General features: G+C 69.8%; 22 protein-coding genes. 13 read left to right on the top strand and 9 right to left on the bottom strand.

Annotated elements, in window-relative coordinates; genetic code table 11:
- Nucleotides 1–82 precede the first annotated feature (82 nt).
- Nucleotides 83–1,216: a carbohydrate ABC transporter permease gene (locus tag QRN19_RS08280; protein ID WP_285026286.1), complete on the top strand. Its 1,134-nt coding sequence runs from the start codon at nucleotides 83–85 to the stop codon at nucleotides 1,214–1,216.
- Nucleotides 1,213–2,187 carry a carbohydrate ABC transporter permease gene (locus QRN19_RS08275; RefSeq protein WP_285026285.1) on the top strand — a complete coding sequence of 325 codons (975 nt, stop codon included), beginning with the start codon at nucleotides 1,213–1,215 and terminating at the stop codon, nucleotides 2,185–2,187. Before QRN19_RS08280 ends, QRN19_RS08275 begins: the two co-directional genes overlap by 4 nt.
- A gap of 343 nt (nucleotides 2,188–2,530) precedes the next feature.
- On the opposite strand, the gene QRN19_RS08270 is transcribed toward QRN19_RS08275, so the two are convergent.
- The gene (locus QRN19_RS08270; protein ID WP_285026283.1) at nucleotides 2,531–3,148 is read right to left on the bottom strand and encodes an endonuclease domain-containing protein; all 618 of its coding nucleotides are present in this window, start codon (nucleotides 3,146–3,148) and stop codon (nucleotides 2,531–2,533) included.
- Nucleotides 3,149–3,651: 503 nt separating this feature from the next.
- Between QRN19_RS08270 and QRN19_RS08265 the strand changes: the two genes are divergently transcribed.
- The 4 genes from QRN19_RS08265 to QRN19_RS08250 all read left to right on the top strand — a co-directional run bounded on the left by QRN19_RS08265 (nucleotide 3,652) and on the right by QRN19_RS08250 (nucleotide 7,929).
- Nucleotides 3,652–5,541 carry an ABC transporter ATP-binding protein gene (locus QRN19_RS08265; protein ID WP_502928138.1) on the top strand — a complete coding sequence of 630 codons (1,890 nt, stop codon included), beginning with the start codon at nucleotides 3,652–3,654 and terminating at the stop codon, nucleotides 5,539–5,541.
- Between the two features lie 139 nt (nucleotides 5,542–5,680).
- Nucleotides 5,681–6,349 (top strand): GntR family transcriptional regulator, encoded by a 669-nt coding sequence (locus QRN19_RS08260; RefSeq protein ID WP_285026280.1) that lies wholly within the window; start codon nucleotides 5,681–5,683, stop codon nucleotides 6,347–6,349.
- A 121-nt stretch (nucleotides 6,350–6,470) separates the two neighbouring features.
- Nucleotides 6,471–7,262: an aquaporin gene (locus tag QRN19_RS08255; protein ID WP_285026279.1), complete on the top strand. Its 792-nt coding sequence runs from the start codon at nucleotides 6,471–6,473 to the stop codon at nucleotides 7,260–7,262.
- Nucleotides 7,263–7,419: 157 nt separating this feature from the next.
- On the top strand, nucleotides 7,420–7,929 hold the full coding sequence (locus tag QRN19_RS08250; protein ID WP_285026278.1) for a hypothetical protein: 510 nt from the start codon (nucleotides 7,420–7,422) through the stop codon (nucleotides 7,927–7,929).
- 94 nt (nucleotides 7,930–8,023) lie between these two features.
- Here the strand turns inward: QRN19_RS08250 and QRN19_RS08245 are convergent, their stop codons facing one another.
- The 3 genes from QRN19_RS08245 to QRN19_RS08235 form a co-directional block, all read right to left on the bottom strand.
- On the bottom strand, nucleotides 8,024–8,233 hold the full coding sequence (locus QRN19_RS08245) for an antitoxin (RefSeq protein ID WP_285026277.1): 210 nt from the start codon (nucleotides 8,231–8,233) through the stop codon (nucleotides 8,024–8,026).
- Between the two features lie 118 nt (nucleotides 8,234–8,351).
- Complete coding sequence (locus QRN19_RS08240; protein WP_285026275.1) at nucleotides 8,352–9,140, bottom strand: DUF305 domain-containing protein; 789 nt, start codon at nucleotides 9,138–9,140, stop codon at nucleotides 8,352–8,354.
- Nucleotides 9,141–9,144: 4 nt separating this feature from the next.
- Entirely contained in the window at nucleotides 9,145–9,849 is a 705-nt protein-coding gene (locus QRN19_RS08235) for a thioredoxin-like domain-containing protein (RefSeq protein ID WP_124767330.1), read from the bottom strand.
- 174 nt (nucleotides 9,850–10,023) lie between these two features.
- Between QRN19_RS08235 and QRN19_RS08230 the strand changes: the two genes are divergently transcribed.
- Nucleotides 10,024–11,268 (top strand): Nramp family divalent metal transporter, encoded by a 1,245-nt coding sequence (locus tag QRN19_RS08230; RefSeq protein WP_285026274.1) that lies wholly within the window; start codon nucleotides 10,024–10,026, stop codon nucleotides 11,266–11,268.
- Between the two features lie 51 nt (nucleotides 11,269–11,319).
- Here QRN19_RS08230 and QRN19_RS08225 read toward each other — a convergent pair whose 3' ends face one another.
- Nucleotides 11,320–11,997, bottom strand: coding sequence for a metal-dependent transcriptional regulator (locus QRN19_RS08225; protein ID WP_285026273.1), 678 nt, complete (start codon nucleotides 11,995–11,997; stop codon nucleotides 11,320–11,322).
- Nucleotides 11,998–12,171: 174 nt separating this feature from the next.
- Between QRN19_RS08225 and QRN19_RS08220 the strand changes: the two genes are divergently transcribed.
- The 6 genes from QRN19_RS08220 to QRN19_RS08195 all read left to right on the top strand — a co-directional run bounded on the left by QRN19_RS08220 (nucleotide 12,172) and on the right by QRN19_RS08195 (nucleotide 18,762).
- On the top strand, nucleotides 12,172–12,477 hold the full coding sequence (locus QRN19_RS08220) for a hypothetical protein (protein WP_285026272.1): 306 nt from the start codon (nucleotides 12,172–12,174) through the stop codon (nucleotides 12,475–12,477).
- Nucleotides 12,478–12,671: 194 nt separating this feature from the next.
- Nucleotides 12,672–14,036, top strand: a complete 1,365-nt coding sequence (locus QRN19_RS08215; protein ID WP_285026271.1) for a cystathionine beta-synthase — start codon at nucleotides 12,672–12,674, stop codon at nucleotides 14,034–14,036.
- A 128-nt stretch (nucleotides 14,037–14,164) separates the two neighbouring features.
- Nucleotides 14,165–15,343: a cystathionine gamma-synthase gene (locus QRN19_RS08210; RefSeq protein WP_285026270.1), complete on the top strand. Its 1,179-nt coding sequence runs from the start codon at nucleotides 14,165–14,167 to the stop codon at nucleotides 15,341–15,343.
- A 161-nt stretch (nucleotides 15,344–15,504) separates the two neighbouring features.
- A complete protein-coding gene (locus QRN19_RS08205) occupies nucleotides 15,505–17,010 on the top strand; it encodes an MFS transporter (RefSeq protein WP_285026268.1) in 1,506 nt (501 codons plus the stop codon).
- Nucleotides 17,011–17,203: 193 nt separating this feature from the next.
- Nucleotides 17,204–17,758 carry a DUF1648 domain-containing protein gene (locus QRN19_RS08200; protein WP_285026267.1) on the top strand — a complete coding sequence of 185 codons (555 nt, stop codon included), beginning with the start codon at nucleotides 17,204–17,206 and terminating at the stop codon, nucleotides 17,756–17,758.
- Nucleotides 17,759–17,874: 116 nt separating this feature from the next.
- Nucleotides 17,875–18,762, top strand: a complete 888-nt coding sequence (locus QRN19_RS08195; RefSeq protein ID WP_285026266.1) for a DarT ssDNA thymidine ADP-ribosyltransferase family protein — start codon at nucleotides 17,875–17,877, stop codon at nucleotides 18,760–18,762.
- 115 nt (nucleotides 18,763–18,877) lie between these two features.
- On the opposite strand, the gene QRN19_RS08190 is transcribed toward QRN19_RS08195, so the two are convergent.
- Genes QRN19_RS08190 through QRN19_RS08175 form a run of 4 tightly spaced genes read right to left on the bottom strand, consistent with a single transcriptional unit; the run spans nucleotide 18,878 to nucleotide 23,269 of the window.
- Nucleotides 18,878–19,927, bottom strand: coding sequence for a LacI family DNA-binding transcriptional regulator (locus QRN19_RS08190; RefSeq protein WP_285026265.1), 1,050 nt, complete (start codon nucleotides 19,925–19,927; stop codon nucleotides 18,878–18,880).
- Nucleotides 19,928–19,986: 59 nt separating this feature from the next.
- Nucleotides 19,987–20,904 carry a sugar phosphate isomerase/epimerase family protein gene (locus QRN19_RS08185; protein WP_285026263.1) on the bottom strand — a complete coding sequence of 306 codons (918 nt, stop codon included), beginning with the start codon at nucleotides 20,902–20,904 and terminating at the stop codon, nucleotides 19,987–19,989.
- Complete coding sequence (locus tag QRN19_RS08180) at nucleotides 20,901–22,103, bottom strand: dihydrodipicolinate synthase family protein (protein ID WP_285026262.1); 1,203 nt, start codon at nucleotides 22,101–22,103, stop codon at nucleotides 20,901–20,903. The genes QRN19_RS08185 and QRN19_RS08180 overlap by 4 nt, the downstream gene beginning before the upstream one ends.
- Nucleotides 22,100–23,269 (bottom strand): Gfo/Idh/MocA family protein, encoded by a 1,170-nt coding sequence (locus QRN19_RS08175; protein WP_285026754.1) that lies wholly within the window; start codon nucleotides 23,267–23,269, stop codon nucleotides 22,100–22,102. The genes QRN19_RS08180 and QRN19_RS08175 overlap by 4 nt, the downstream gene beginning before the upstream one ends.
- Nucleotides 23,270–23,393: the final 124 nt, after the last annotated feature.

The following is a 23,393-nucleotide window of genomic DNA, read 5'->3' as shown; positions in this document are numbered from 1 at the left end:
ACCACCCTCCGGCGCTTCCGCCTCGGCAGTGGAACCCCCTAGGGTTCACTCAGGGTCCAACGCCGTACTCGAAAGGCCAGCTATGTCAGGTTTCCTCAACTGGTTGGGCGGACTGCCACCGCTCGCCCAGATCCCGATCGTCGTCATCGCCTTCGGCGCGGTGGTGGCCCTCCTCCTCTTCTTCGTGGACATCGCGCCACGCAAGGGCACCCTCTACACGGTCATCCGTCTGGCGTTCTGCGTCCTGGTGCCCGTCGTGGTCGTCCTCTTCTTCGGCTCGTTCCTGTGGGCCGCAGCCGTCGCCGCCGTCCTCGGTGGCGTGTTGTTCCTCCTCGACTACCGCTCGAAGAAGGGCGTCGGCTACCTCGTGCAGCTCGTCGGCTTCCTCGCACCGGCGTTCCTGCTCCTCCTGATCGGCCTCATCCTGCCGTCGATCAACACGACGATCGCCGCCTTCATGTCGGCGTCCGGCAAGAACTTCGTCGGCCTGAACAACTTCATCTGGCTGTTCACGCAGCCGAGTGCGATCCGCACCGTGATCAACACGATCATCTGGGTGCTGCTCGTCCCGGCGCTGTCGACGGCCTTCGGCCTCGCCTACGCCGTGTTCATCGACAAGTCCCGCGGTGAGAAGTACTTCAAGATCCTCGTCTTCATGCCGATGGCGATCTCCTTCGTGGGCGCATCGATCATCTGGCGCTTCATCTACGCCTACCGTGAGGCCGATGCGACCCAGATCGGTCTGCTCAACCAGATCGTCGTGTGGTTCGGCGGCACTCCGGTGCAGTGGTTGCAGAACGAGCCGTGGAACACGCTGTTCCTCATCGTCGTGCTCATCTGGGTGCAGACCGGATTCGCGATGGTCGTCCTGTCCGCCGCGATCAAGGGTGTCCCCACCGAGCAGATCGAGGCCGCCGAGCTCGACGGCACGAACGGCTGGCAGCGCTTCACCAACGTCATCGTCCCCGGCATCCGCTCCTCGCTGGTCGTCGTCGTCACGACGATCTCCATCGCGTCGCTGAAGGTCTTCGACATCGTCCGCACCATGACCGCCGGCAACAACGGCACCTCGGTCATCGCGAATGAGATGTACACCCAGTTCAAGAACTTCGAGAACGGCCGGAGTGCGGCGTTCGCCGTGATCCTGTTCATCCTCGTGCTGCCGATCGTCATCTACAACGCACGGCAGATCAAGAAGCAGAGGGAGATCCGATGAGTGCTGTGCAGCCGATCGAACTACCGATCGACGACTCGACGAAGGAACAGCTCGCGAAGGGTGAACGCGGCATCGAGGCCGCGAGCCGACGGACGAAGAAGCGGCTCACGAGCCGTGGCGCGACCATCGCGGCCGTCGTCATCGCGGTGCTGTGGACGATCCCGACCTTCGGTCTCTTCGTCTCCTCGTTCCGGCCCGAGCAGCAGGTGAAGACCACCGGTTGGTGGACGATCTTCTCCGACTTCCAGGTCACCATCGACAACTACGTGCAGGTGCTGCAGGCCGGCAACTCGACACTGAACCTCGCGGGCTCGTGGGTCAACTCGATCGCCATCGCGGTCCCGGCGACGCTGATCCCGCTGGTGGTGGCGAGCCTCGCGGCGTACGCGTTCGCGTGGATCGACTTCCGCGGCAAGAACTTCCTGTTCATCCTCGTGTTTGCGCTGCAGGTGGTGCCGATCCAGATGGCGCTCGTCCCGCTGCTGTCGACGTTCTCCCGTGGACTGAACATCTTCGGTCTGCAGGTCGGCGAGGGCCTGGACGCGAGCGGCACCTTCGCCCAGGTGTGGATCGCCCACACCATGTTCGCGCTGCCGCTGGCGATCTTCCTGCTGCACAACTTCGTCGCGGAGATCCCCGGCGAGGTCATCGAAGCGGCACGCGTGGACGGCGCCGGTCACGGTCAGATCTTCTTCCGGATCGTGCTGCCGCTGACGATGCCCGCAATCGCATCGTTCGCGATCTTCCAGTTCCTGTGGGTGTGGAACGACCTGCTCGTCGCGCTCATCTTCGCGGACGGCGAGGTCGCGCCGATCACGAAGCTGCTGGCGGAGATCACCGGTACGCGTGGCAACGAGTGGCACCTGCTCACGGCCGGCGCGTTCATCTCGATCCTCGTCCCGCTCGTCGTGTTCTTCGCGCTGCAGCGGTACTTCGTCCGCGGGCTCCTGGCCGGTTCGACGAAGGGCTGACCCGACACGCGGTTCGATCCTCCGATCGACAGCGTCGTCGGTGCGCGCACGCCCCGGGAGCTCACGCTCCCGGGGCGTCCGTGCGCCCGCCGGTCGTTCGTTTTGTTCACAATTCAGGCGAGTCTCGGCGTGTCGGACCTGCCACCGGGCTACACGGTCTGGGCTCGCCGGGTACGTCCTGAATTGTGAACACGGAGACAGGTGGGGGAGTCCGACGGCGGTGTTCGCAATTCAGGAGAGCCTCGGCGCGCCACGGCCGATCAACCGGGTTGTGGACGCGACACTCCGTGGACGTCCTGAATTGTGAACCGAGAACAGCGGCGCATCGAACGACCAGTCGAGGTCACGTTTCGGCGAGAGCCGAACGAATGGCTCCTTCGACGGCGTACCAGTCGTCCATGACCATCCGGTAGGTGAACCGGAGGACTCGGTACCCGCGGATCGCCAGCATCGCGTCCCGCCAGCGGTCCTGCTCGTGAGCATCGGGTGTGTCATGGAACTCACGTCCGTCCCACTCGATGACGATCCGTCCAGCCAGGACGAGGTCGACCCGTCCCACCCCCTCGACGAACACCTGGTGGACTCCGCGGATGCCCGCGCGCTCGAGGCGGATCCGGCCGATGGTCTCGAGGAAGCTGTGGCAGCCGCTCTCTCGCCGGGGGAGGGCGTCGAAGAACCGGCGGGGGAGGTCCAGCAGCCAGTCCTCGAGATGAGCTGCGCCGCGTGGATCGACGTTGATGAAGGAGTCGAATGCGGCGACAGCGAGGTCGGGATGCTGGCAAGCCGCAATCTGCAGGGTGGTCTCGTACGGCGAGGTCAGGAGCTTCGGCCGGTCATCTCTGGAGAGGGGCGAGTGCCAGTGGAGAACGAGACCCTGCAGGTCGCGGAACTCCTCGCCACTGGGGTAGGTCGTCCGGTCATCGGGATGGCGGAGTCGTGAGGCGTTCTCAGTGAGACTCACATGCACCTCGCCTCTCCGTGCAACGGCCCAGCCATAACGCTCCGCGGCCGAAACGCAGCCCAGTCGCCCGCCCACCCGGACGGCCCTGATCAACGCGGGATCTGCGGCGGGTGTTGCGTACCAGCCGCGGCGTGGTCGGACGAGGAGTCCTGCCGCCACTGCAAACGTCAGCTGTCGCCCAGTGAACCCGTGGTCGATCAGTTCACGTCGAGTCGCCACCTGCCCCAGGTGCTCGACGGCGGTCGTGAGTCCGATCATCGCTCCAGCGTCGTCGTGTCGCATCGGTCGCGATGACGCACGCCTGCGCCGATGTGCACGGATGACCGGTTCGACCGGTTGTGGAGCACGCTCGTGTCGGTTCACAACTCAGGATCGGGGACGGCGTGTCGGCCCGCAGGCACACGAACGGAGGCGAAACGCCGAGCCGCTCCTGAGTTGTGAACCGCGGGACGGGGACAGGGGAGGGGGAGGAGGGTGGGCGGGGATAGGGTGGCGGGATGAGCATGCACGGCGGACGGGGCGGGCCACGCGGCGGTGCACCCGGGGGTGGCGGGCCCCGCGCGGGCAGCCGCGTCAGCGGTGGCGACATGGCGGCGCAGAAGGCGCTCAACGCGGAGGCGCCGAGGATCCCGAACCTCGGCAAGCGCATCGTCGCGCTGTTCGTGCCGTTCCGCGCGAAGATCATCCTCACGATGGTGCTCGTCGTCATCGGTGCCGCCCTCGCGGTGCTCCCTCCGCTGCTGGTCAAGCAGGCGTTCGACGTCGGCCTGTTCCCGACCGACGGTGGCAGTCCGAACCTCGTCGCGCTCGCGGAGATCGTCGGCGCGATGGTGGCGCTGTTCATCATCGCCGCCCTCCTCGGCGTCTGGCAGACCTACCTCACGGCGACCGTCGGCAACAGTGTCATGGGTGCCCTGCGCATCAAGCTGTTCTCGCAATTGCAGGCGATGGAACTGAGCTTCTTCACCCGCACGAAGACGGGCATCATCCAGTCGCGCCTCCAGAACGACGTCGGCGGCGTCGCGAACGTCCTCACCAACACCGTGTCGAGCGTGCTCGGCAACACCGTGACGGTCATCTCCGCGCTCGTCGCCATGCTCATCCTCAACTGGCAGCTGACGATCGTCGCCCTCATCCTCATGCCGATCCTCGTGATCGCGCAGCGCCGCGTCGGTCAGGTCCGAGCGCGGATCGCGACGAAGACGCAGGAGTCGCTGTCGGAGATGACCGCGATCACCCAGGAGGCGCTGAGCGTCTCCGGCGTGCTCCTCGCGAAGAGCTTCAACCGCCAGGACACCGAGGTCGAGCGCTACAGCGCCGAGAACCGCACCCAGATCCGCCTCCAGGTCAGCCAGGCGATGAGTGGTCAGTGGTTCTTCGCGATGGTGAACATCTTCCTGTCGTCCATCCCAGCGATCGTGTACCTGGTCGCCGGCTGGCTCATCACCGGCGGCGCGGCGGACGTCACCGCCGGCTCGATCGTGGCCTTCACCACCATCCAGGCCCGCCTGCTGTTCCCGCTCATGGGCGTCATGCGCGTCGCCCTCGACCTGCAGACCTCGGGCGCCCTCTTCGCGCGGATCTTCGAGTACCTCGACCTCAAGCCCGCCATCGCCGACCGCCCCGGCGCCGCACCGCTCCCGAGCGTCGCACCGCAGATCCGCTTCGACGACGTCACCTTCCGCTACGCCGACGCCCAGGACGACTCGACCCCCACCCTCGACGGTGTCTCCTTCACGATCGAACCCGGACAGTTCGCCGCATTCGTCGGACCGTCGGGAGCAGGCAAGACGACCATCTCCTACCTCATCCCGCGCTTCCAGGAGGTGTCGGGTGGCCGGGTCATGGTGGCGGGCGCCGACGTCCGCGACGTCACGCAGGAGTCCCTCGTCTCCCGCATCGGCATCGTCAGCCAGGAGACCTACCTCTTCCACGCGACGATCGCGGAGAACCTCCGCTACGCGAAGCCCGACGCGACCCTCGACGAACTCGAGACCGCCTGCCGCGCGGCGAACATCCACGAGACGATCATGCGTTTCGAGGACGGCTACGACACGCTCGTCGGCGAACGCGGCTACCGGTTGTCCGGCGGCGAGAAGCAGCGCATCGCCATCGCGCGCGTGCTGCTGAAGGACCCGGAGGTGCTCATCCTCGACGAGGCCACGAGCGCCCTCGACACCATCTCCGAACGGGTCGTCCAAGTGGCTCTCGACGACGCGACCCGCGGACGCACCACGGTGTCGATCGCCCACCGCCTCTCGACCATCGTGCACGCCGACGTCATCTTCGTCCTCGACCGTGGGCGCGTCGTGGAGCGCGGCACCCACCAGGAGCTCCTCGCGGCCGGCGGCGTGTACGCGACCCTCTACGCCCAGCAGGCCGTCACCGTCTGAGCGAAGGAGCTTCGTCGAGCGAGCGCGGCACAACACACAGACGCGGTCGGCAGGCGCACGCGGCGCTCGCCGAAGCGGGGATCGTCCGCGGTACGATCGGCCGATAGCCAGCAGCCGTCCCCAGCCGAGCGAGGAACCGATGCCGAACCCCGATGGACCGTCCGGGTCGCGGCCGTCTCCCGCCCGCGAGTCCGTGACCGAGCGGATCCGCACGGCGATCTACGACGGGACGCTCGCCTCTGGCGAGCTGCTCATCGAGGAGGAGCTGCGGGTGTGGCTCGGCGCGCCGCCGGACGCGATCGACGCAGCGCTCCAGGAACTCGAGCGCGTCGGACTGGTCGAGACGGCACCGCAGCGGCACACGCGCGTCGCGCAGCCACGGGCCGAGGACCGGACAGCCGTGCTCCAGACGCTCGGGGCACTCGTGAGCGGCGTCGTCCGCGTCACCGTCCCGACGCTGACGGCGGGGCAGCGGGCCGAGCTCGTCGCGTTCGTCGAGCACACGATGACGACGGTGACGGCGGAGGACGCGGATGCGCACGGCCGCTGCGTCTGGGGCCTCGTGGACCGGTTCCTGAAGCACTGCGAGAACCCGGTCCTCGTCACGGCGACGAAGGACGTGATCGGCGCCCTGATCTACCGCGTCGCGGCGACGCGGTCGGCTGAGACGGTCGACTGGTCGGATCTGCGCGTCGGGTACCCGCACCTCCGCTCCGCGATCGCCTCGGGCGACGCCGTCGGCGCGGAACTCGCGATCGAGCACGTCTTCCGGCTCCAGGTCCCGCTCCACGACCTGGAGGTGCACTGACGGACGGCGACATGCGGACCGCGGGCTGTCGCCGGTGGGACGCCGGGCAATAGTCTGCTGGTGATGCGGTAGCCGCCGGCCGACCGTGTCCACGTCGTCACCTCGAGCGAGAAGAGTCCAGATGTCCTCCCCGGAAGTCCCACCCTCTGTCGAACCGACGACCGCGTCACAGCTGCTCGCCGAGGTCGCGGGTACCTTCCTCCTCGTCTTCGGTCTCGTCGGGACGGCGACCTTCTCCGCGTTCTTCGGCGAGGAGACGTCGAACCCCCTGGGCGTCGGCTTCCTCGGGGTGGCGATCGCCCTCGGCCTCTCGGTGACCATCGCCGCCTACGCGTTCGGCCCCATCTCCGGCGGGCACTTCAACCCGGCGGTGACGCTCGGGCTGGCCGCGGCCGGTCGGTTCCCCTGGCGCGCGACATGGACGTTCATCCTCGCGCAGCTGGTCGGAGCGTTCCTCGGCGCACTCGTGGTGTTCGGCCTTGCGGCCGGCGGCCCGGCGGGCTTCCTCGACAAGGCCGTCGCGAGCGGTTTCGTCTCGAACGGGTTCGGCGAGCTCTCGCCCGGAGGATTCGGACTCGTCTCGGCGATCGTGATCGAGGTCGTCATCACCGCACTGTTCCTCTACGTCATCCTGGGCGTCACACACACTCGTGCGGCCGCGGGCTTCGCGCCGATCGCCATCGGCGGCGCCCTCACGCTGTTTCTGTTGATCGCGATCCCGATCGACAACGGCTCGATCAACCCGGCGCGCTCCATCGCGACCGCCATCTTCGGCGGGGGCGACTGGCTCGCGCAGGTCTGGGTGTTCATCGTGTTCCCGATCATCGGTGCCCTGATCGCCGGATTCAGCTACCGGATCCTGTTCGAGGGGACCCGCCCGGTGGGTTCCCGACCGATCGCGAACCGCAGCTGAGTCGTCCGAGCGTCGCCCGCACCCCGTCCGCCCTGGTGGACGGGGTGCGTCGTTTCGGGCCGGCACCCCGCGAACGCGGGCAACCCGCATTGGGGGACGCGCTTTCCACGGGCACCGAGCATGCTTGAGGTTCGAGCGCCGGAACCTTGGAGGGGCGATGACGATGACCGAACGCGACGCCCCCACGACCGCGTGGGTGGGTCCGCTGCAGGATGGCGGCGGCGTGCCCGATGCGCCGCTCCCACCGGACGTCGCCTGGGAGCTCCTCCGGGAGGCGCTCGTCGAGGACTTCATCGACGACCTCCCGCGACCGGTCCGGACGGCGGAACTCGCCGCGCGGCTCCATGTGAGCCGAGCGTCCCTCATGACCAACATCCGTCGTGGCAACGTCGTCGCGAACCGCCGCGCCGGCCGATGGGAGATCGACACCGTCGCCAGCCGCACCTATCTGCGGTCGGCCATCCTCAGCCTGGGCGAACGTCGTCGCGCGTTGAGCGGTGTTGATGAAGACCGCTCCGCGACCGTGCAACTGACGCTCAGCGGGCGCGCGTCCGAAGTCCTCTCGGACCTCATGCAGGACACGCACCTGTCGGCCCCCGAACTCGTGGCCATCGCGCTCGACCGGTTCCGGAGCAATCCCGTCGACGCCGAGCTCGACGGGCGCTGACCGACCCGGAGCGACGATCGAGCGCTGACCGTCGCAGACGCGAACGGCCGGGCGCCCATCGGGACCCGGCCGTCGCTCGTCTCGGATCGGGGAACTACTCGTTGCCGACGGCCTTGTCGGCCGCGTCGCGGGCGCCGTCGATCTGCTGGTCGAACTTGCCGCCGGTGACCTTCTTCGCCGCGTCGGCGACACTGCCGAGGAGCTTGTCGCTGATGTCCTCGGCCTGCTCGCTCTTCAGGGCGTCCTTGACCTTGTTGTCGTTCAGGAATTCCTGAGCCTTCTTGGTGATGTCGTCGAGTGCCATTCGTCGCTCCTGTTCATCGGGCCCGTTCGGGCGTCGGGATCATTCTTCGCCGTCAGTCGGTGTTCTGGCTAGCCCCTTGTCGGCGCGCACCGTGCGCATGGGGCATCGCCGGGAGGCGTCAGCCGGCGAGGTCGACCGGCCCACCCCGGTCGTCGAGCATGCGGGTCATGAGCTCGATCTCCGCCTGCTGGCTCGCGATCACCGCGCGTGTGAAGGCCAGCGCGGTCGCGTTCGTGGTCCGCGGCTGCAGCGCTTCGGCCATCTCGACCGCACCCTGGTGGTGGGCGATCATCAGCGTGAGGAAGACCCGCTCGGCCTGGAGCCCGGACGCCGCCGTCAGCTGGTCGATCTGGGCGGGTGTGGCGAGGCCCGGCATCGGGTCGCCCGGGGTGTGCGTGGATCCGGGCGTCGCCGTGTCGCCGCCGTGCGCATGGCCGCTCGCGCCTGTGAGGGTGGGGAGCGTCATCCACGTCATGTCCGGCTGGCGCGACCCCTGTGGCAGATTCCATTGGACGAGCCAGTCGTACAGCTGGCCGGACTGCTGCGCCTGGGTGGTCGCGATGTCGTACGCGAGGGTGCGCACGTCGACCGCGTCCGTCCGGTCGCGGATGATCATGGCGAGCTCCACGCCCTGGTTGTGGTGCACCTGCATGTCGCGCGAGAAGCCCGCTTCCGCACTCGTCGTGGTGGGTGTCGGGTCGGCGAGCGTGCTGAGCCGACCGACCGAGAAACCGATCGCCGCGGCCACCATGATCGCGACGACGGCCATCGCGGCGATGACGACGCGGGTCCGGCTGGAGCCGTCGGGGGAGCCTTGCGCCTCCCAGGCGGCGAGTTCCTCGTCGGTCACGCCGCCGTCGGCCGGTCCACCGGTCGCCGGGGCGTCGGGTCGGGTCGCCGGGGTCAACGGATCAGACCTTGCCGGGACCGTCGATCGCGCCGGTGCAGGCCGCGCCGGGTTCCGGGACGTTGTTGCTCTTCCAGAACTCCTCGAAGAAATCGGCGATGCGCGCGTCACTGGCGTTGTTGACCTGCAGCTGCGAGTTCCAGCCGCTCAGCACGATCGGCGAGGGAAGGTCGGACTTCGGCGACAGGACGACGTACGTGGTGGGGAGCAGCTCCTTGAGCTTCGTGAGCTCCGCGTCGCTGAGGGACGGGTCGTAGGTGACCCAGATCGCGCCGTGCTCGAGGGAGTGGACCGCGTTCTCATTGGTCTGCTCCTCGGTGTAGATGCCGCAGTTCAGCCAGTACTGGTTGTGCGGGCCACCGGCCGGCGGGTTCTGCGGGTAGTCGACCGTGCCCTCGACGTGCTCCGAGGTGTTCTGGAAGAGTTCCACGCCCGCGATGTCCTGGCCGGTGCCGGTGCCACCGCCGGGGTAGCTGGCGTTCTTCGGCAGGGTGAGGACGACACTCGTGATGAGGACCGCGATGACGGCCACGCCGCCGACGACACCGGCCCAGATTCCGATGCGGCGGTTGCGGTTCTTCCGCTTCTGCGCCTGCTTGAACGCCGCGACCTTGGCCTGACGCTGGGCTTCGCGCTCCTGCTTCACGCTCTGCTGCTTCACGGCGGGCGGGACGGGGGTGTTCTTGGGGCGATCTGCTGCGGGGGTCACGGGGGCCTCTCGAAAAGTTGTATGCGTAACTATCGAACCAGATGTGGTTCCGGAGGCCGTTCGGGCGCCTCGCGATGCGCAGTCGATTCTCAGGCTCATCCAAGCAGAAGGCGGGTGAATCCAAGAGTTAGCCTCATCTAACAAATGTAGCGCGGTGTTGCTAACATGGCCGACGTGACCACTGACCTCGCCGCTCCGACGACCCGCACGCCACGCGGACCGCGACTCCTGTTCCTCCTCGGGCCCGCCTTCGTGGCGGCGATCGCGTACGTCGATCCCGGGAACGTCGCGGCGAACCTCACGGCGGGAGCCCAGTACGGCTACCTGCTCGTCTGGGTGCTCGTCGCCGCGAACGCGATGGCCGTGCTCGTCCAGTACCTCTCCGCCAAGCTCGGCCTCGTCACCGGGCAGAGCCTGCCCGAGCTGCTCGGCTCGCGGCTGCGCACCGGCCCGCGTCGGCTCTACTGGGTGCAGGCGGAGCTCGTCGCCGCAGCGACCGACCTCGCCGAGGTGATCGGCGGCGCCGTGGCGCTGTACCTGCTCTTCGGGATCCCACTCGTGCTCGGCGGCGTCATCGTCGGGGTCTTCTCGATCGTGCTCCTCGCTGTGCAGAACTGGTACGGCCAGCGGCACTTCGAGTTCGCGATCCTGACGCTCCTCGCCGTCATCGCCGTCGGCTTCCTCGCCGGTCTGTTCGTCAGTCCCGTCGACTGGGGTGCCGCGGCCGGTGGCCTCGTGCCGCGGTTCGAGGGCACGGCGACGGTCCTGCTCGCCGCGAGCATGCTGGGCGCGACGGTCATGCCGCACGCGATCTACCTCCACTCCTCGCTCAGCCGGGACCGGCACGGCGTCCAGACGAGCGACGGTGCCATCCGTCGGCTCATCGTGGCGACCCGCTGGGACGTCGCCGCGGCACTCGTCCTCGCCGGAGCGGTGAACATCGCGATGCTGCTGCTCGCGGCCGCGTCGCTCGGCGGTGTCGAGGGGACGGACTCGATCGAGGGGGCCCACGCGGCCATCACCGCTGCGCTCGGGCCGGTCATCGGCGTGATCTTCGCCATCGGCCTGCTCGCCTCTGGGCTCGCCTCGACCTCGGTGGGCGCCTACGCGGGAGCGGCGATCATGGGCGGGCTCCTCAAGGTGCGCATCCCGTTGCTCGCCCGACGGGTGATCACCCTCATCCCGGCGCTCGTCATCCTGGCGGCGGGCATCGACCCGACCACCGCGCTCGTGCTGAGCCAGGTGTTCCTCAGCCTCGGGATCCCCTTCGCGCTCATCCCGCTCGTGCGCTACACGGGCGACCGCCGGATCATGGGCGTCCACGTCGACCAGCTCGCCACCCGGGTGTTCGCCTGGATCGTGGTCGCGCTCATCGTCACGCTGAACGTCGCGCTCATCGTGCTGACGTTCTTCGGGTGATCCGCCCGGCGGTTCACCCGCCCGAACCTGGGCGGACGGAGAGGTCGGCGGTCAGGCGGCGACGGTCACCCACACCGCATCCGCGGCGAGCCGACCGAGGGTGAGGCGTGTGCCGGTCGCGGTGAGCCGGAGTTCCAGCTCGCCCGCGAACGCACGGTGGTCGTCCACGCTGAGTTCGGTGTCGAGGACGATGCCGAGGGTGCTCAGGTGGCGGAGGGTCTCCGGGTCGGCGTCCGAGATGCGGCACACCATGAGTGGGCTGTCGGACGGCGCCTCGTTCAACCGGACCGCGTCCGGGCGGTGCGGCGTGCCGTCGGCCGAGGGGATCGGGTCGCCGTGCGGGTCGCGGATCGGGTGGCCGAGTGCGGCGTCGATGCGCTCGATCATCGTGTCGCTGGCCGCGTGCTCGAGGATCTCCGCCTCGTCGTGGACCTCGTCCCAGCCGTACCCGAGCATCTCGACGAGGAAGGTCTCGATGAGCCGGTGACGGCGCACCATCGCGACCGCGTGCGCCTGCCCGGCAGGGGTGAGCTCGATGCTGCCGTAGGGCTCGTGCACGACGAGTCCCTGGGCGGCGAGTCGCTTCACGGCGTCGGAGGCGGTCGCGGGGCGCACACCCATGCGATCCGCGAGCAGCTTGACGGTGGCCGACTCGTCGGCCCACTCGGAGGTCGTCCAGATCGTCTTGAGGTAGTCCTGGGAGACGGCGGAGAGGCCGGAGACGGTCATGCCTCCAGTCTAGAGAGCACGGTAGGCGTCCATCATGCGGCCGTCGGCAGGCCACCGCGTGTTCACCCCCGCCTGGCAGAATAGGCGCAGGCACCCCCGAACAGGGCACCCGACTGCTACGGTCGAGACCTCACACCCGCGAACACCGATCCACCCGACGAGAAGGGCCCCGTGATGTCCCAGGCACTGCGCACCTCGACCGCGCGGCTCGGATCCGGCGCGCGTGCCACGCTCGAACTCGTCGCCGCGGCGATGGCCGGCGAAGGCCACCTGGAGACGCCCGAGGCGGACGGGACACCCCGTCGTCGCCCGGTCGAACTCGCGCTGCGCCGACTCCCGGCGCTCCTCGCGGTGCTGCTGCTCGCCGCGGTCGTGCTCACGGTCATCGGTATCCTCATGGTGCTGACCCTCGCCATCCGGCTGGTGTCCTCGGCTGTCTCGGCACTCGGTCCGCGGCAGCGACTCGTCGCGATCCACTGACGTCGGATCGGCGCCGACATCCGGCTGCGTTCCCCGCACTCGCCGGGTAGGGTGGTCAGCATGCGTCTCCGCCTGTCGTGTTCCTGCTGTCCCCGCTGAACCGTCCCTGCCGGGATGCCGCCTCAGCCGCCCCAGCCGTCCGGTGACGCACGCGAGAGTCGTGCGGTGACGCACCACAGGAACAGATTGCAGACATGAACTACGCAGACTCCGTCCTCGATCTCATCGGGAACACGCCCCTCGTCAAGCTCAACCGGGTCACCGAGGGCATCGCGGCCACCGTGCTCGTCAAGGTCGAGTACCTCAACCCGGGCGGTTCCTCGAAGGACCGCATCGCGACGCGCATCATCGACGCCGCCGAAGCATCGGGCGACCTCAAGCCGGGCGGCACGATCGTCGAGCCCACCTCCGGCAACACCGGCGTCGGCCTCGCCCTCGTCGCCCAGCAGCGCGGGTACCGCTGCGTGTTCGTCCTGCCCGACAAGGTCGGCGAGGACAAGCGGAACGTGCTCACCGCCTACGGTGCGGAGATCGTCGTGACGCCGACCTCCGTCGCTCCCGACAGCCCCGACTCCTACTACAGCGTGTCCGACCGCCTCACCGCCGAGATCCCGGGGGCGTTCAAGCCCAACCAGTACGCGAACCCGAACGGGCCGCGCAGCCACTACGAGTCGACCGGTCCCGAGATCTGGCGCGACACCGAGGGCGAGATCACCCACTTCGTCGCGGGTGTCGGCACCGGAGGGACCATCTCCGGAACGGGCAAGTACCTCAAGGAGGTCTCCGAGGGCGGCGTGCGCATCATCGGTGCAGACCCGGAGGGCTCGGTCTACTCCGGTGGCACCGGTCGCCCCTACCTCGTCGAGGGCGTCGGCGAGGACTTCTGGCCGACCGCGTACGACCCGTCCATCCCCGACGAGATCATCGCCGTCACCGACGCCGAGTCGTTCGCGATGACACGTCGCCTCGCCCGTGAGGAGGGACTGCTCGTGGGCGGCTCCAGTGGCATGGCGGTCCAGGCCGCCCTCGTCGCGGCCCGCGACCTCCCGGCGTCCGCCGTGGTCGTCGTCCTCCTGCCCGACGGCGGGCGTGGCTACCTCGGCAAGATCTTCAACGACTCCTGGCTGCAGTCCTACGGCTTCAGCGAGGTCGCCGACGACCGCACGGTCGGAGACATCCTCCGTGGTAAGGGCTCGGAGATGCCCGACCTGGTGCACGTGCACCCGAGCGACACCGTCCGCGACGTCGTCGACATCATGACCGAGTACGGCGTCTCGCAGCTCCCGGTGCTGAGCGCCGAGCCGCCCGTCGTGATGGGCGAGGTCGTCGGTGCGATCGACGAGGCGAGCCTCATGGACGCCGTCTTCAGTGGCGCGGCGAAGATGAACGACGCCGCGAGCGCCTTCGTCGGCGACCCGCTGCCGCTCATCGGTCTCGGTGAGTCCATCCCGGCGGCGCGTGCGGCGCTCGGTGCCGCCCCGGCGTTCCTCGTCACCGACGGCGGCAAGCCGATCGGTGTCATCACGCGGCACGACCTCCTCACCTACCTGGCGGGTTGAGCGTGGGCGGAATGCAGGTCGTGTGGGCGGGGTCCGGGCGATGTCCCGACCACGCCCGACCCCGGTGACCCGTCCGACCGGTCGCCCAGCCCGACACCTCCCCGAAACCTGAATCGAAAGAGTCACCCATGAGCAAGCACGACCACGGCTTCGCCACCCGCAGCATCCACGCCGGACAGGAGTTCGACCCCACCACCGGGGCGATCATCCCGCCGATCTACCAGACGTCGACCTTCGTCCAGGACGGCGTGGGCGGGCTCCGCGGCGGCTACGAGTACAGCCGCTCCGCCAACCCGACCCGCACGGCGCTCGAGACGCAGCTCGCCGCCCTCGAGGGCGCGAAGCACGGCTTCTCCTTCGCCTCCGGCCTGGCCGCCGAGGACGCGCTCATCCGTACGGCCCTCCGCCCCGGCGACCACATCGTGATCGGCAACGACGTCTACGGCGGCACCTACCGGCTGATCAACCGGGTGCACGGCGCCTGGGGGATCGAGCACACGGTCGTCGACCTCGGCGACCTCGCGGCCGTCGAAGCCGCGATCATCCCGGGCCGCACGAAACTGCTGTGGGTCGAGACGCCGAGCAACCCGCTCATGAAGATCAGCGACATCGCGGCGCTCGCGGCCCTCGCGCACCGCCACGAGGTGCTCTCCGTGGTGGACAACACCTTCGCCTCGCCGGCGCTGCAGCAGCCGCTCTCGCTCGGGGCCGACATCGTCGTGCACTCCACGACGAAGTACCTCGGCGGTCACTCCGACGTCCTCGGTGGCGCCATCATCATGAACGACGACGAGCTCGCCGAGCAGTTGGGCTTCGTGCAGTTCGCCGCAGGCGCGGTCTCGGCCCCGCTCGACGCGTGGCTCACGACCCGCGGCATCAAGACCCTCGCGGTGCGCATGCGTCAGCACAGTGCGAACGCGCAGGCGATCGCCGAGTTCCTCGACGGCCACGCCGCCGTCGAGCGCGTCTACTACCCGGGCCTCGAGAGCCACCCCGGTCACGAGCTCGCCGCCCGCCAGATGTCCGGGTTCGGTGGCATGCTCTCGCTCGCGCTCGTCGGTGGCCCGGCTGCAGCCACGCGCCTCGTCGAGAAGACGAAGCTCTTCGCACTCGCCGAGTCGCTCGGCGGTGTCGAGTCGCTCATCGGCCTGCCGGCGCAGATGACGCACGCCTCGGTGAAGGGCACGGAGCTGGCGGTCCCCGAGAACGTCGTCCGCCTGTCGGTCGGCATCGAGGACGTCGCGGACCTCATCGCCGACCTCGACCGCGCACTCACGAAGGTCCTGAAGGCGAGCGCCAAGCACTAGCGGGCCGTTCCGGCTCGTTCGCAATTCAGGAAGGCTGCGGCGCGCCCGCGCCCGAATCCGTCGAACGGCGACGGCGCACCGGGCCCGTCCTGAATGGTGAACGGGTCGACGGCACTGCAGTGCTTGACCTCAAGTCACGTTGAGGTTCTAGGCTCGGATGCGTGACCGCAGCGACCACCTCCCAGCACGCGTCCAGTACCGGACCGACGCCCCGCGACCGCGGGATCTTCAGCCGCCGGTTCGTCCTCGTCACCATCGGTGCGTGCGCGCTCGTGTTCCTCGGCGCCTTCGAGTCCCTCGCCGTCACGACGATCATGCCGCTCGTGAGTGGCGAGCTCGGCGGCGAGCAGCTCTACGCCCTCGCCTTCGCCGGCCCGCTCGCCGTGAGTGTCATCGGCATGGTCGCGGCGGGCTCGGTCGCCGACCGTATCGGCCCGGTCCAGCCGCTGCTGGCCTCCGTCGTCCTGTTCCTCGTGGGTCTCCTCCTGGCCGGAACCGCGACCACCATGTGGGCCGTCGTCGCCGGACGCCTCGTCCAGAGCCTCGGTTCGGGAGCGATGACCGTCGCCCTGTACGTCCTCGTCGCCCGCATCTACCCACCGGCCCTGCACCCGCGGATCTTCGCCGGGTTCGCTGCCGCCTGGGTCGTCCCCTCCCTGATCGGACCGTTCCTCGCCGGGGTGGTCGCGGAGCGGTTCAGCTGGCACTGGGTCTTCCTCGGTGTGGTCGGTCTCGTGGTCGTCGCGACGCTCCTCCTCCTGCCGGCGCTCCGGATGCTGCGGGCCTCCACGACCGAACGCGCCGAGCGAGAGGCCGCCGAGCGGCAGTCGGCGGACGATGGCGGAGAGGCGGCCACCGTCGCGCGGACGGGCGCGGAGCTGCGTCGACTCGGGTGGGCGGTGCTCGTCGCGGCGGCGGTCCTCGCGGTCAACCTCTCGACCGAGTTCTCCGGGTGGACCGCCTGGGCCCTGCCGGTCGTCGGTGCCGTGGTCGCGATCCTCGCCCTCCGCCCACTCATCCCGCTCGGCACGCTCACCGCACGCCGCGGGCTCCCGACGGTCATCCTCGTGCGCGGACTGACCTCCGCCGCGTTCTTCGGTGCCGAGGTGTACGTGCCGTACCTGCTGACCCGCGAGCACGGGCTCACGCCGGCGCTCGCCGGACTCGCGCTCACCGGCGGGGCGATCGCGTGGTCGCTGTCGTCCTGGTTGCAGGGGCGCCTCGGGGACCGGCTGTCGAATGCGAACGCCGTGCAGATCGGGTCGTCGCTCGTGACGGTCGCCGTCGCGATCGCCCTGTCCGCAGCGCTCATCGGCCTGCCGCCGGTGGTGCCGATCGCCGCCTGGGTGGTGAGCGGTGGCGGGATGGGCCTCATGTTCCCGCGACTCAGTGTCATGACGCTCGCCTACTCCGACGAGCGCTCGCAGGGGTTCAACAGCGCGGCGATGTCGATCGGCGACGCGATCGGCGGGGCCCTCGCCCTCGCGGCGACCGGGCTGGCGTTCACGGCACTCGACGGCTCCCGTGTGTTCGCGGGGCTGGGGTGGATCGCGTCCGGCGGGATCGCGTTCGCCGGATGCTTCGCGATCGCGCTGGTCGCCGGTGTCGCGGCCGTCGTCGTCGCGCGCCGCGTGAGCCGACCAGCGGAGCCCGACGCGACCGGGTGAGCCGAGACGCCGTCGCCTGGACAGTGCTGCGGTGCGTGGGGGGTAGCGTCGCCCACGCATCGCTGCAGTGTCCAGGCGGCGTCGCGAGACGGAGGGCGGGGGTACTGGGTATCCTTGATGCCGATCTGCTGTGCGCCGGCGGCAGGTGCACCGAGGGGGCCTCGTGCAGATGAGGGGGATCGTGCAGGAATCGATGACCGCCTCTGCGGACCGGCCCGTTCGCCGGCCGCCGGTCTGGCCGCATCTGGTCGCGCTCGTCATCGTCGCGGCGACGCTGGTCGTCGGTCTGGTCGTCTATCCGTCCGCTCCGGATCCGATGCCGGTGCACTTCGACGCCGCGCTCCAGCCGGACGCCTGGGCGGACAAGAGCCTCGGCGGGTTCCTGCTCCCCGCCATCATCGGTGCCGCGGTCGTGGCGGTCTTCTGGATCGTCGCCGCCTGCATGCCGCTCGCCGGAAGGACCCGATCGGATGTCGATCCCCACCCACCGGCCACTGCACCGACGTGGTCCACGCAACTGTCTCCTCGTCCCGAGGTGACGGCTGCCACGCTGGACGCCACCGTGCGACTGCTGGGGAACCTGACCATCGCGACCGCCGCGCTCATCGCCGTCGTCGCACTCACCACGTGGCTCGGCGTGCCCGCGTGGATGGCACCGTGGCTGCTCCCGGTGCTGATGGCGGCGTTCTTCGGATCGCTCGCCGTCTCGTGCGTCCGGGTGTTCCGGGCCCAGCGCGGACTCGCCTGACGCCGTTCGCGTGCACGAGGGGTGCGGAAGCCGCGTACCCTTGATGCGTACGTCTCGGCTCGTCCCCCCAGTGACCCGCTCCTCGTGTCTCGGAGCCGGACTGCAGAAGGACTCTCTTGAGCGACGAATGCAAACACGGTTTCGACAACGGCCTCTGCGCGACCTGCTTCCCGCCGCCGCCCCGCGAGGTGCCGGTCGCTGAACCACCCGCTCCCAAGGTCCGTCGGTCGACGGTCGCGCCATCGCTCCGCGAACCGGCCCCGACCCGTGTGCGGACCGCCGCGACCGCGAAGACGGTGACGAAGGCGGCGGCCGCCCTGCCCGTGGTGCGCGTCGGCGAGCAGCGGCTGTACCACGTCACCCACATCCGCAACCTGGAGCGCATCCTCGAGACCGGCAGCATCCTGCCGGTGGCGTCCCCGGCGCTCCCCGACGGGCCGGTCGTCGACATCGCCGCCGCGAGCCACCGCGAGGCGCGACGCACGATGGTCCTCGCCGGCACCGACGACCTCACGCCGGCCGACTTCGTCCCGTTCTTCCTCACCCCGGACGCCGACCTCTGGGCGGGCATCCGTGCGGGCGAGCAGGACGTCCGACTGTCCGCCGAGGCGCTCGCATCGTCCGTCAACGACTACGTCGTGCTCGTCACCACCATCGACGGCGCAGCCGTGCACCCGGGCGAGTTCGACGCCGACACCGGCCGGCCGTCCCGCGCGCGCGTCGTGGTCGCCGACGGTGACGCCTCCCACGTGCTCACGAGCATCGGCGCCAACCCGATGACCGCCGACCGCATGGTGCAGCGCTTCGCGACCGACGAGGACCCCGCGGCCTTGCGACGCGCCGAGGTGCTCGTCGCCGACGCCGTGCCGTTCGACCGCGTCACCGTGATCGGCGTCGCGACGGTCAACGTCCGCGAGCACGTCAAGCGACTCGTCGCCGGTGCCGGTCACCGCACCAAGGTCGCGGCCTACACGCCGTGGTTCCAGGAGCACGTCGCCGAGTAGACGAGGCAACACCGCGTTCACCATTCAGAACGCCTCCGGCGAGCCGACCCCACCTCCGCACCGGTTGCGGACGGCTCGCCGTGGCGTTCCTGAATTGCGAACAGAACAGGACGGGTCAGGCGCGCGCGGGCGTGCTCTCGCGGAGGAGGACCGTCGCGCCGACGGGCTCCGTGGTCGTGCTGTCCGTCGCCGGGTCGAGCGCCAGCCGCACCGCGCGCTCACCGACCGCCTCGAGCGGCACGGCGACCGTGGTGAGCGCCGGGGTGACGTCGCGGGAGGTCGCGATGTCGTCGTAGCCGGCGACGGCGAGATCCTCGGGGAGGCGGAGTCCGGCCGCACGGAACGCCGACATCGCCCCGATCGCCATCACGTCGTTCACGGCGAAGACCAGGTCGACGTCGTCGAGCCCCTGCTCCAGGAGGTCGAGGGCGCCCTGGCGTCCACCGTCGCGGGTGAACTCGGCTCGGACGATCCGCGAGGGGTGGATCGCGATGCCCTGCTCGGCCAGGCCCTCCGCGAACCCACCCGCACGCTCGCGGGAGGTGAGCAGCCGGTCGTCGCCGGCGATGACCGCGAACCGGCGGTACCCGGCACCGACGAGTTCCCGGGCCAGCTCGCGGGCGCCGGTCGCGTTGCCGAGCTGCACCGTTGCGAACGGGAGTGTCCGCTGCGAGACAAGGACGACGCGTCCGCCCGTGGACTCGTAGGCTGCGAGTTCATCCGCCAGCCGGTGCTCCGACGCAGCCCCGTCCCAGCGACTGCCCGTCAGGATGATGGCGCGCGGCCGCTGTCCGCGGAGCACCCGGACGAGTTCCAGTTCGCGGTCGTGGTCGCGGTGCGTCACGGCCATCGTCGTGGCGATCCGCTGTTCGTCGGCCGTGCGGATGGCTCCGGCCGCGATGGACGAGAAATACGGGTCGGCGATATCGCTCACGAGCAGCGAGATCGTCGACGACAGGCCCCTCGCGACCGTCTGGGCGGAGAGGTTCGGCGTGTAGTTCAGGCGGTCCGCGGCGTCGAGCACCCGGCGACGGAAGGCCTCGTTGACCGTCCTGGTGCTCCCATTGAGCGCCCGTGACGCGGTGGCCAAGGACACGCCGGCCTCCCGCGCGACGTCGTGCAGCGTCGGGGGGACCGGCGTCGTCCGGTGCTCGTCGACCGACATGGCGCTCCTTCGTATGGGCGGCTGCTGAGACACACTCTGCCACAGGGCGGCCGCGGCGATCAGGGCTGGTGGATCGCGTCGTCCTCGTGGTCGAGGTGCGGGACGACCGTCGCCTGGAATGCGTCGACGGTGCGATCGACCACCTGCTGGAACGGGCTGTCCCAGATCTCCTGGTTGAAGAGTTCGACCTCGATGTCGCCCGTGTACCCCGCTGCCTCCACGGCACGGGTCAGCGAACCGAAGTCGATCACGCCGTCGCCCGGGTAGTGCCGGGAGAGGAGGACGTCGGCGGCGAGCGGTGTCGCCCAGTCGCACGCCTGATAGCTGGAGATCCGACCGGTCGCACCCGCTCGGGCGATCTGTTCGAGGACCTGCGGGTCCCACCAGATGTGGAAGGTGTCGACGACCACTCCGACGGCCTCCGGAGCGAACTGCTCGGCGATGTCGAGGGCCTGACCGAGCGTCGAGACGACCGCGCGGTCCGAAGCGTACATCGGATGCAGCGGCTCGATGGCGAGCTGCACGCCGGACTCGAGGGCGTGGTCGGTGAGCTCGCCGATCGCGTCGCGGACGAGTTCGCGGGCGCCGAGGAGGTCACGGGACCCGGCCGGGAGACCGCCGACGACGAGGACGAGTGCCGGGGCACCGAGCGCGGCGGCCTCGTCGATCGCGGTCCGGTTGTCGTCGATCGACGCCCGGCGAGTCGGTCCCTCGGGCATCGTGAAGAAGCCACCACGGCACAGGCTCGAGACGCGCAGGCCGCTGTCCGTGAGGAGGCTCGCCGAGGCTGCGACGCCGTACTCCTGCACCGGCTCGCGCCAAGCGCCGAAGCTCGTGACGCCGGCCGCGGTGACGGCCGCGACCGCCTCCGGGAGGGTGGCGTACTTGATCGTGGCCTGATTGACCGAGAGCCGCGGGTGCGGGGTGGTGCGCCCCTCGACAGGCTCGGGGACCGGGGTGCGGGCGGTGGCGCTCATCGGGCTCCCCTCGACAGGCTCGGGGACCGGAGGGGCAGGGCGTCGACGACGCCGGCCGAGCGCAGCAGGCCCGTCCAGCGTTCGGCGGCGAGCTCCGGGTGTTCGAGCGCGCCGGCCGCGTCGGCGAGGCGCACGATCTCCGACAGGTGCGGCAGGCTCCGGGCCGCGTGCAGACCGCCGACCATCGAGAACGCCGGCTGGTGACCGTTCAGCCAACTGAGGAAGGCGATGCCCGTCTTGTAGTAGTAGGTCGGTGCGGCGAAGATCTGCCGCGACAGGGCCTCGGTCGGTCGGAGGATCCGCTCGTAGGCGGCCGGGTCGCCGGCGTCGAGCGCCTGGATCGCAGCGGACGCGGCCGGTGCGATCGCGGTGAACGCACCGAGCAGGGCGTCGGAGTGTCCGACAGCGTCACCGGCGATGAGGTCGACGTAGTTGAAGTCGTCCCCGGTGAACATCGTCGTGCCGGCCGGGAGGCGACGTCGGACGGCGATCTCCGCGCCGGCGTCGAGGAGGCTCATCTTGACCCCGGCGACGTGGTCGACGTGGTCGGCCATGATGCGCAGCAGGGTGTCCGAGGCCTCGGCGACGTCGCTGGAACCGAAGTAGCCCTCGAGGCTCGGGTCGAACGCCGTGCCGAGCCAGTGCAGGACCACGGGTGCCTGCGCCGCCGACAGGACCCGGTCGTAGACGCGACGGTAGTCGTCGGTGGACCGCGCCGCCCTCGCCAGGTGTCGGCTGGCCATGAGCACGGTCCCGGCGCCCGCGTCCTCCGCGAACGCGAGTTGTTCGAGGTAGGCGTCGGCGACCGCGTCGAGCGAGACGGTCTCGTCGGTGAGGTGGTCGGTGTTGACGCCCACGACGAGCGCTCCGCCGACGGATGCGGCCTCGGCGGCGCTCCGGGTGATCAGCTCGCGCGTGGCAGCGGTGTCGAGTCCCATGTTCCGCTGGGCGGTGTCCATCGCGTCCGCGACGCCGAGGCCGTACGACCACACGTGGTGGCGGTAGGCGAGCGTCGCGTCCCAGTCGAGCTCGGCCAGCGCGCCAGGCACGTTGTCCGCCCAAGGCTTCGGGACGACGTGTGCCGCGGCGTAGGCGGTGCGGCTCGTCAGGGGAGTGGTCGGGCGCTCGGCCACGACGGGCTCGCGGAGCTCCAGCGCGGTGACCGTGCCGTCGGTCGAGAGCAGCGGGACGGACGTCATCGTGCGACCGAGGCCTCGAGCGACGCCAGCTCCTCGTCCGCGCCGGCGGTGTCGCCCGTGCTTCCGAGCGTCACCTCGGGCAGGTCGAGGCGGCGGCCGGTGCGCGAGCTCTCGAGGCCGAGCTCCGCGAGCAGGACGCCGCGCGCGCCGGCGAGGAGGTCGTACTCGTAGCGGCCGTCCTCGACGACGTGGCGGAGGAACTCCTCCCACTGCGTCTTGAAGCCGTTCTCGAACGCGTCGTTCGTCGGTACGTCCTGCCAGTCGCCCGCGTAGTCGTGGTCGTCGGCGAGGTCGGGGTTCCACACCGGCTTCGGGGTGACGTTCCGCGGCTGCACCTTGCAGCCGAAGAGCCCGGCCACCGCGGAGCCGTGCGTGCCGTCGACCTGGAACTGCACGAGCTCGTCGCGGTCGACGCGCACCGTCCAGCTGGAGTTGAGCTGGGCGATGACGCCGCCCTCGAGCTCGAAGACCCCGTAGGCGGCGTCGTCGGCGGTGGCAGCGTAGGCCTCGCCCCGCTCGTCGAAGCGCTCGGGGATGTGCGTCGTCGCCTTCGCGTACACGGACTCGACCCGACCGAACAGGTTTTCGAGCACGTAGCTCCAGTGCGGGAACATGTCGACGACGATGCCGCCGCCGTCCTCGGCCCGGTAGTTCCAGCTCGGGCGCTGCGCCGGCTGCCAGTCGCCCTCGAACACCCAGTAGCCGAACTCGCCGCGGACGGAGAGGATCCGACCGAAGAAGCCCGAGTCGATGAGGCGCTTGAGCTTGCGCAGCCCCGGCAGGTAGAGCTTGTCGTGCACGACGCCGTTCTTCACGCCGGCCTCGGCGGCGAGGCGTGCGAGTTCCAGCGCCTCCTCGAAGGTCTCCGCCGTCGGCTTCTCGGTGTAGATGGTCTTGCCGGCCGCGATCGCCTTGCGGAGCGCGGTGGCGCGGGCCTTCGTGACGAGGAAGTCGGCGTAGATGTCCCAGCGGGGGTCGGCGAGGACCGCGTCGAGGTCGGTCGAGGTGTGCTCGATGCCGTGCCGTGCGGCGAGCTCGTCGAGCGTCACCTGGTTGCGGCCGACGAGGATCAACTCGATCTGGCGGCGGGTGCCGTCGGACAGCTGCACGCCGCCCTGCTCCTGGATGGCCAGCAGCGACCGCACGAGGTGCTGCCGGTAGCCCATGCGCCCGGTGGCGCCGTTGACGATGATCCCGATGGTCGGCTCTGACACGGTGGCTCCTTGGGTTCGGAAAGCGTTTACCATGGACAAGCTAGCCGGGTTCGACGCGCTCCGCAAGGTGCGGTGG

The organism is Plantibacter sp. ME-Dv--P-122b (assembly GCF_030209375.1).
Taxonomy (GTDB): domain Bacteria; phylum Actinomycetota; class Actinomycetes; order Actinomycetales; family Microbacteriaceae; genus Plantibacter.
The sequence above is the reverse complement of the archived record's forward strand: the minus strand, read 5'-3'. Positions and strand labels throughout refer to the sequence as shown.

Coding starts and splice junctions, on each gene's coding strand:
- QRN19_RS08190 (WP_285026265.1), bottom strand. CDS start 19,927: ATGTCGGTCGACGAGCACCGGACGACGCCGGTCCCCCCGACGCTGCAC.
- QRN19_RS08260 (WP_285026280.1), top strand. CDS start 5,681: ATGCCGAACCCCGATGGACCGTCCGGGTCGCGGCCGTCTCCCGCCCGC.
- QRN19_RS08180 (WP_285026262.1), bottom strand. CDS start 22,103: ATGACGTCCGTCCCGCTGCTCTCGACCGACGGCACGGTCACCGCGCTG.
- QRN19_RS08185 (WP_285026263.1), bottom strand. CDS start 20,904: ATGAGCGCCACCGCCCGCACCCCGGTCCCCGAGCCTGTCGAGGGGCGC.
- QRN19_RS08265 (WP_502928138.1), top strand. CDS start 3,652: ATGCACGGCGGACGGGGCGGGCCACGCGGCGGTGCACCCGGGGGTGGC.
- QRN19_RS08220 (WP_285026272.1), top strand. CDS start 12,172: ATGTCCCAGGCACTGCGCACCTCGACCGCGCGGCTCGGATCCGGCGCG.
- QRN19_RS08255 (WP_285026279.1), top strand. CDS start 6,471: ATGTCCTCCCCGGAAGTCCCACCCTCTGTCGAACCGACGACCGCGTCA.
- QRN19_RS08245 (WP_285026277.1), bottom strand. CDS start 8,233: ATGGCACTCGACGACATCACCAAGAAGGCTCAGGAATTCCTGAACGAC.
- QRN19_RS08280 (WP_285026286.1), top strand. CDS start 83: ATGTCAGGTTTCCTCAACTGGTTGGGCGGACTGCCACCGCTCGCCCAG.
- QRN19_RS08225 (WP_285026273.1), bottom strand. CDS start 11,997: ATGACCGTCTCCGGCCTCTCCGCCGTCTCCCAGGACTACCTCAAGACG.
- QRN19_RS08250 (WP_285026278.1), top strand. CDS start 7,420: ATGACGATGACCGAACGCGACGCCCCCACGACCGCGTGGGTGGGTCCG.
- QRN19_RS08200 (WP_285026267.1), top strand. CDS start 17,204: ATGACCGCCTCTGCGGACCGGCCCGTTCGCCGGCCGCCGGTCTGGCCG.
- QRN19_RS08175 (WP_285026754.1), bottom strand. CDS start 23,269: ATGGGCTACCGGCAGCACCTCGTGCGGTCGCTGCTGGCCATCCAGGAG.
- QRN19_RS08275 (WP_285026285.1), top strand. CDS start 1,213: ATGAGTGCTGTGCAGCCGATCGAACTACCGATCGACGACTCGACGAAG.
- QRN19_RS08210 (WP_285026270.1), top strand. CDS start 14,165: ATGAGCAAGCACGACCACGGCTTCGCCACCCGCAGCATCCACGCCGGA.
- QRN19_RS08215 (WP_285026271.1), top strand. CDS start 12,672: ATGAACTACGCAGACTCCGTCCTCGATCTCATCGGGAACACGCCCCTC.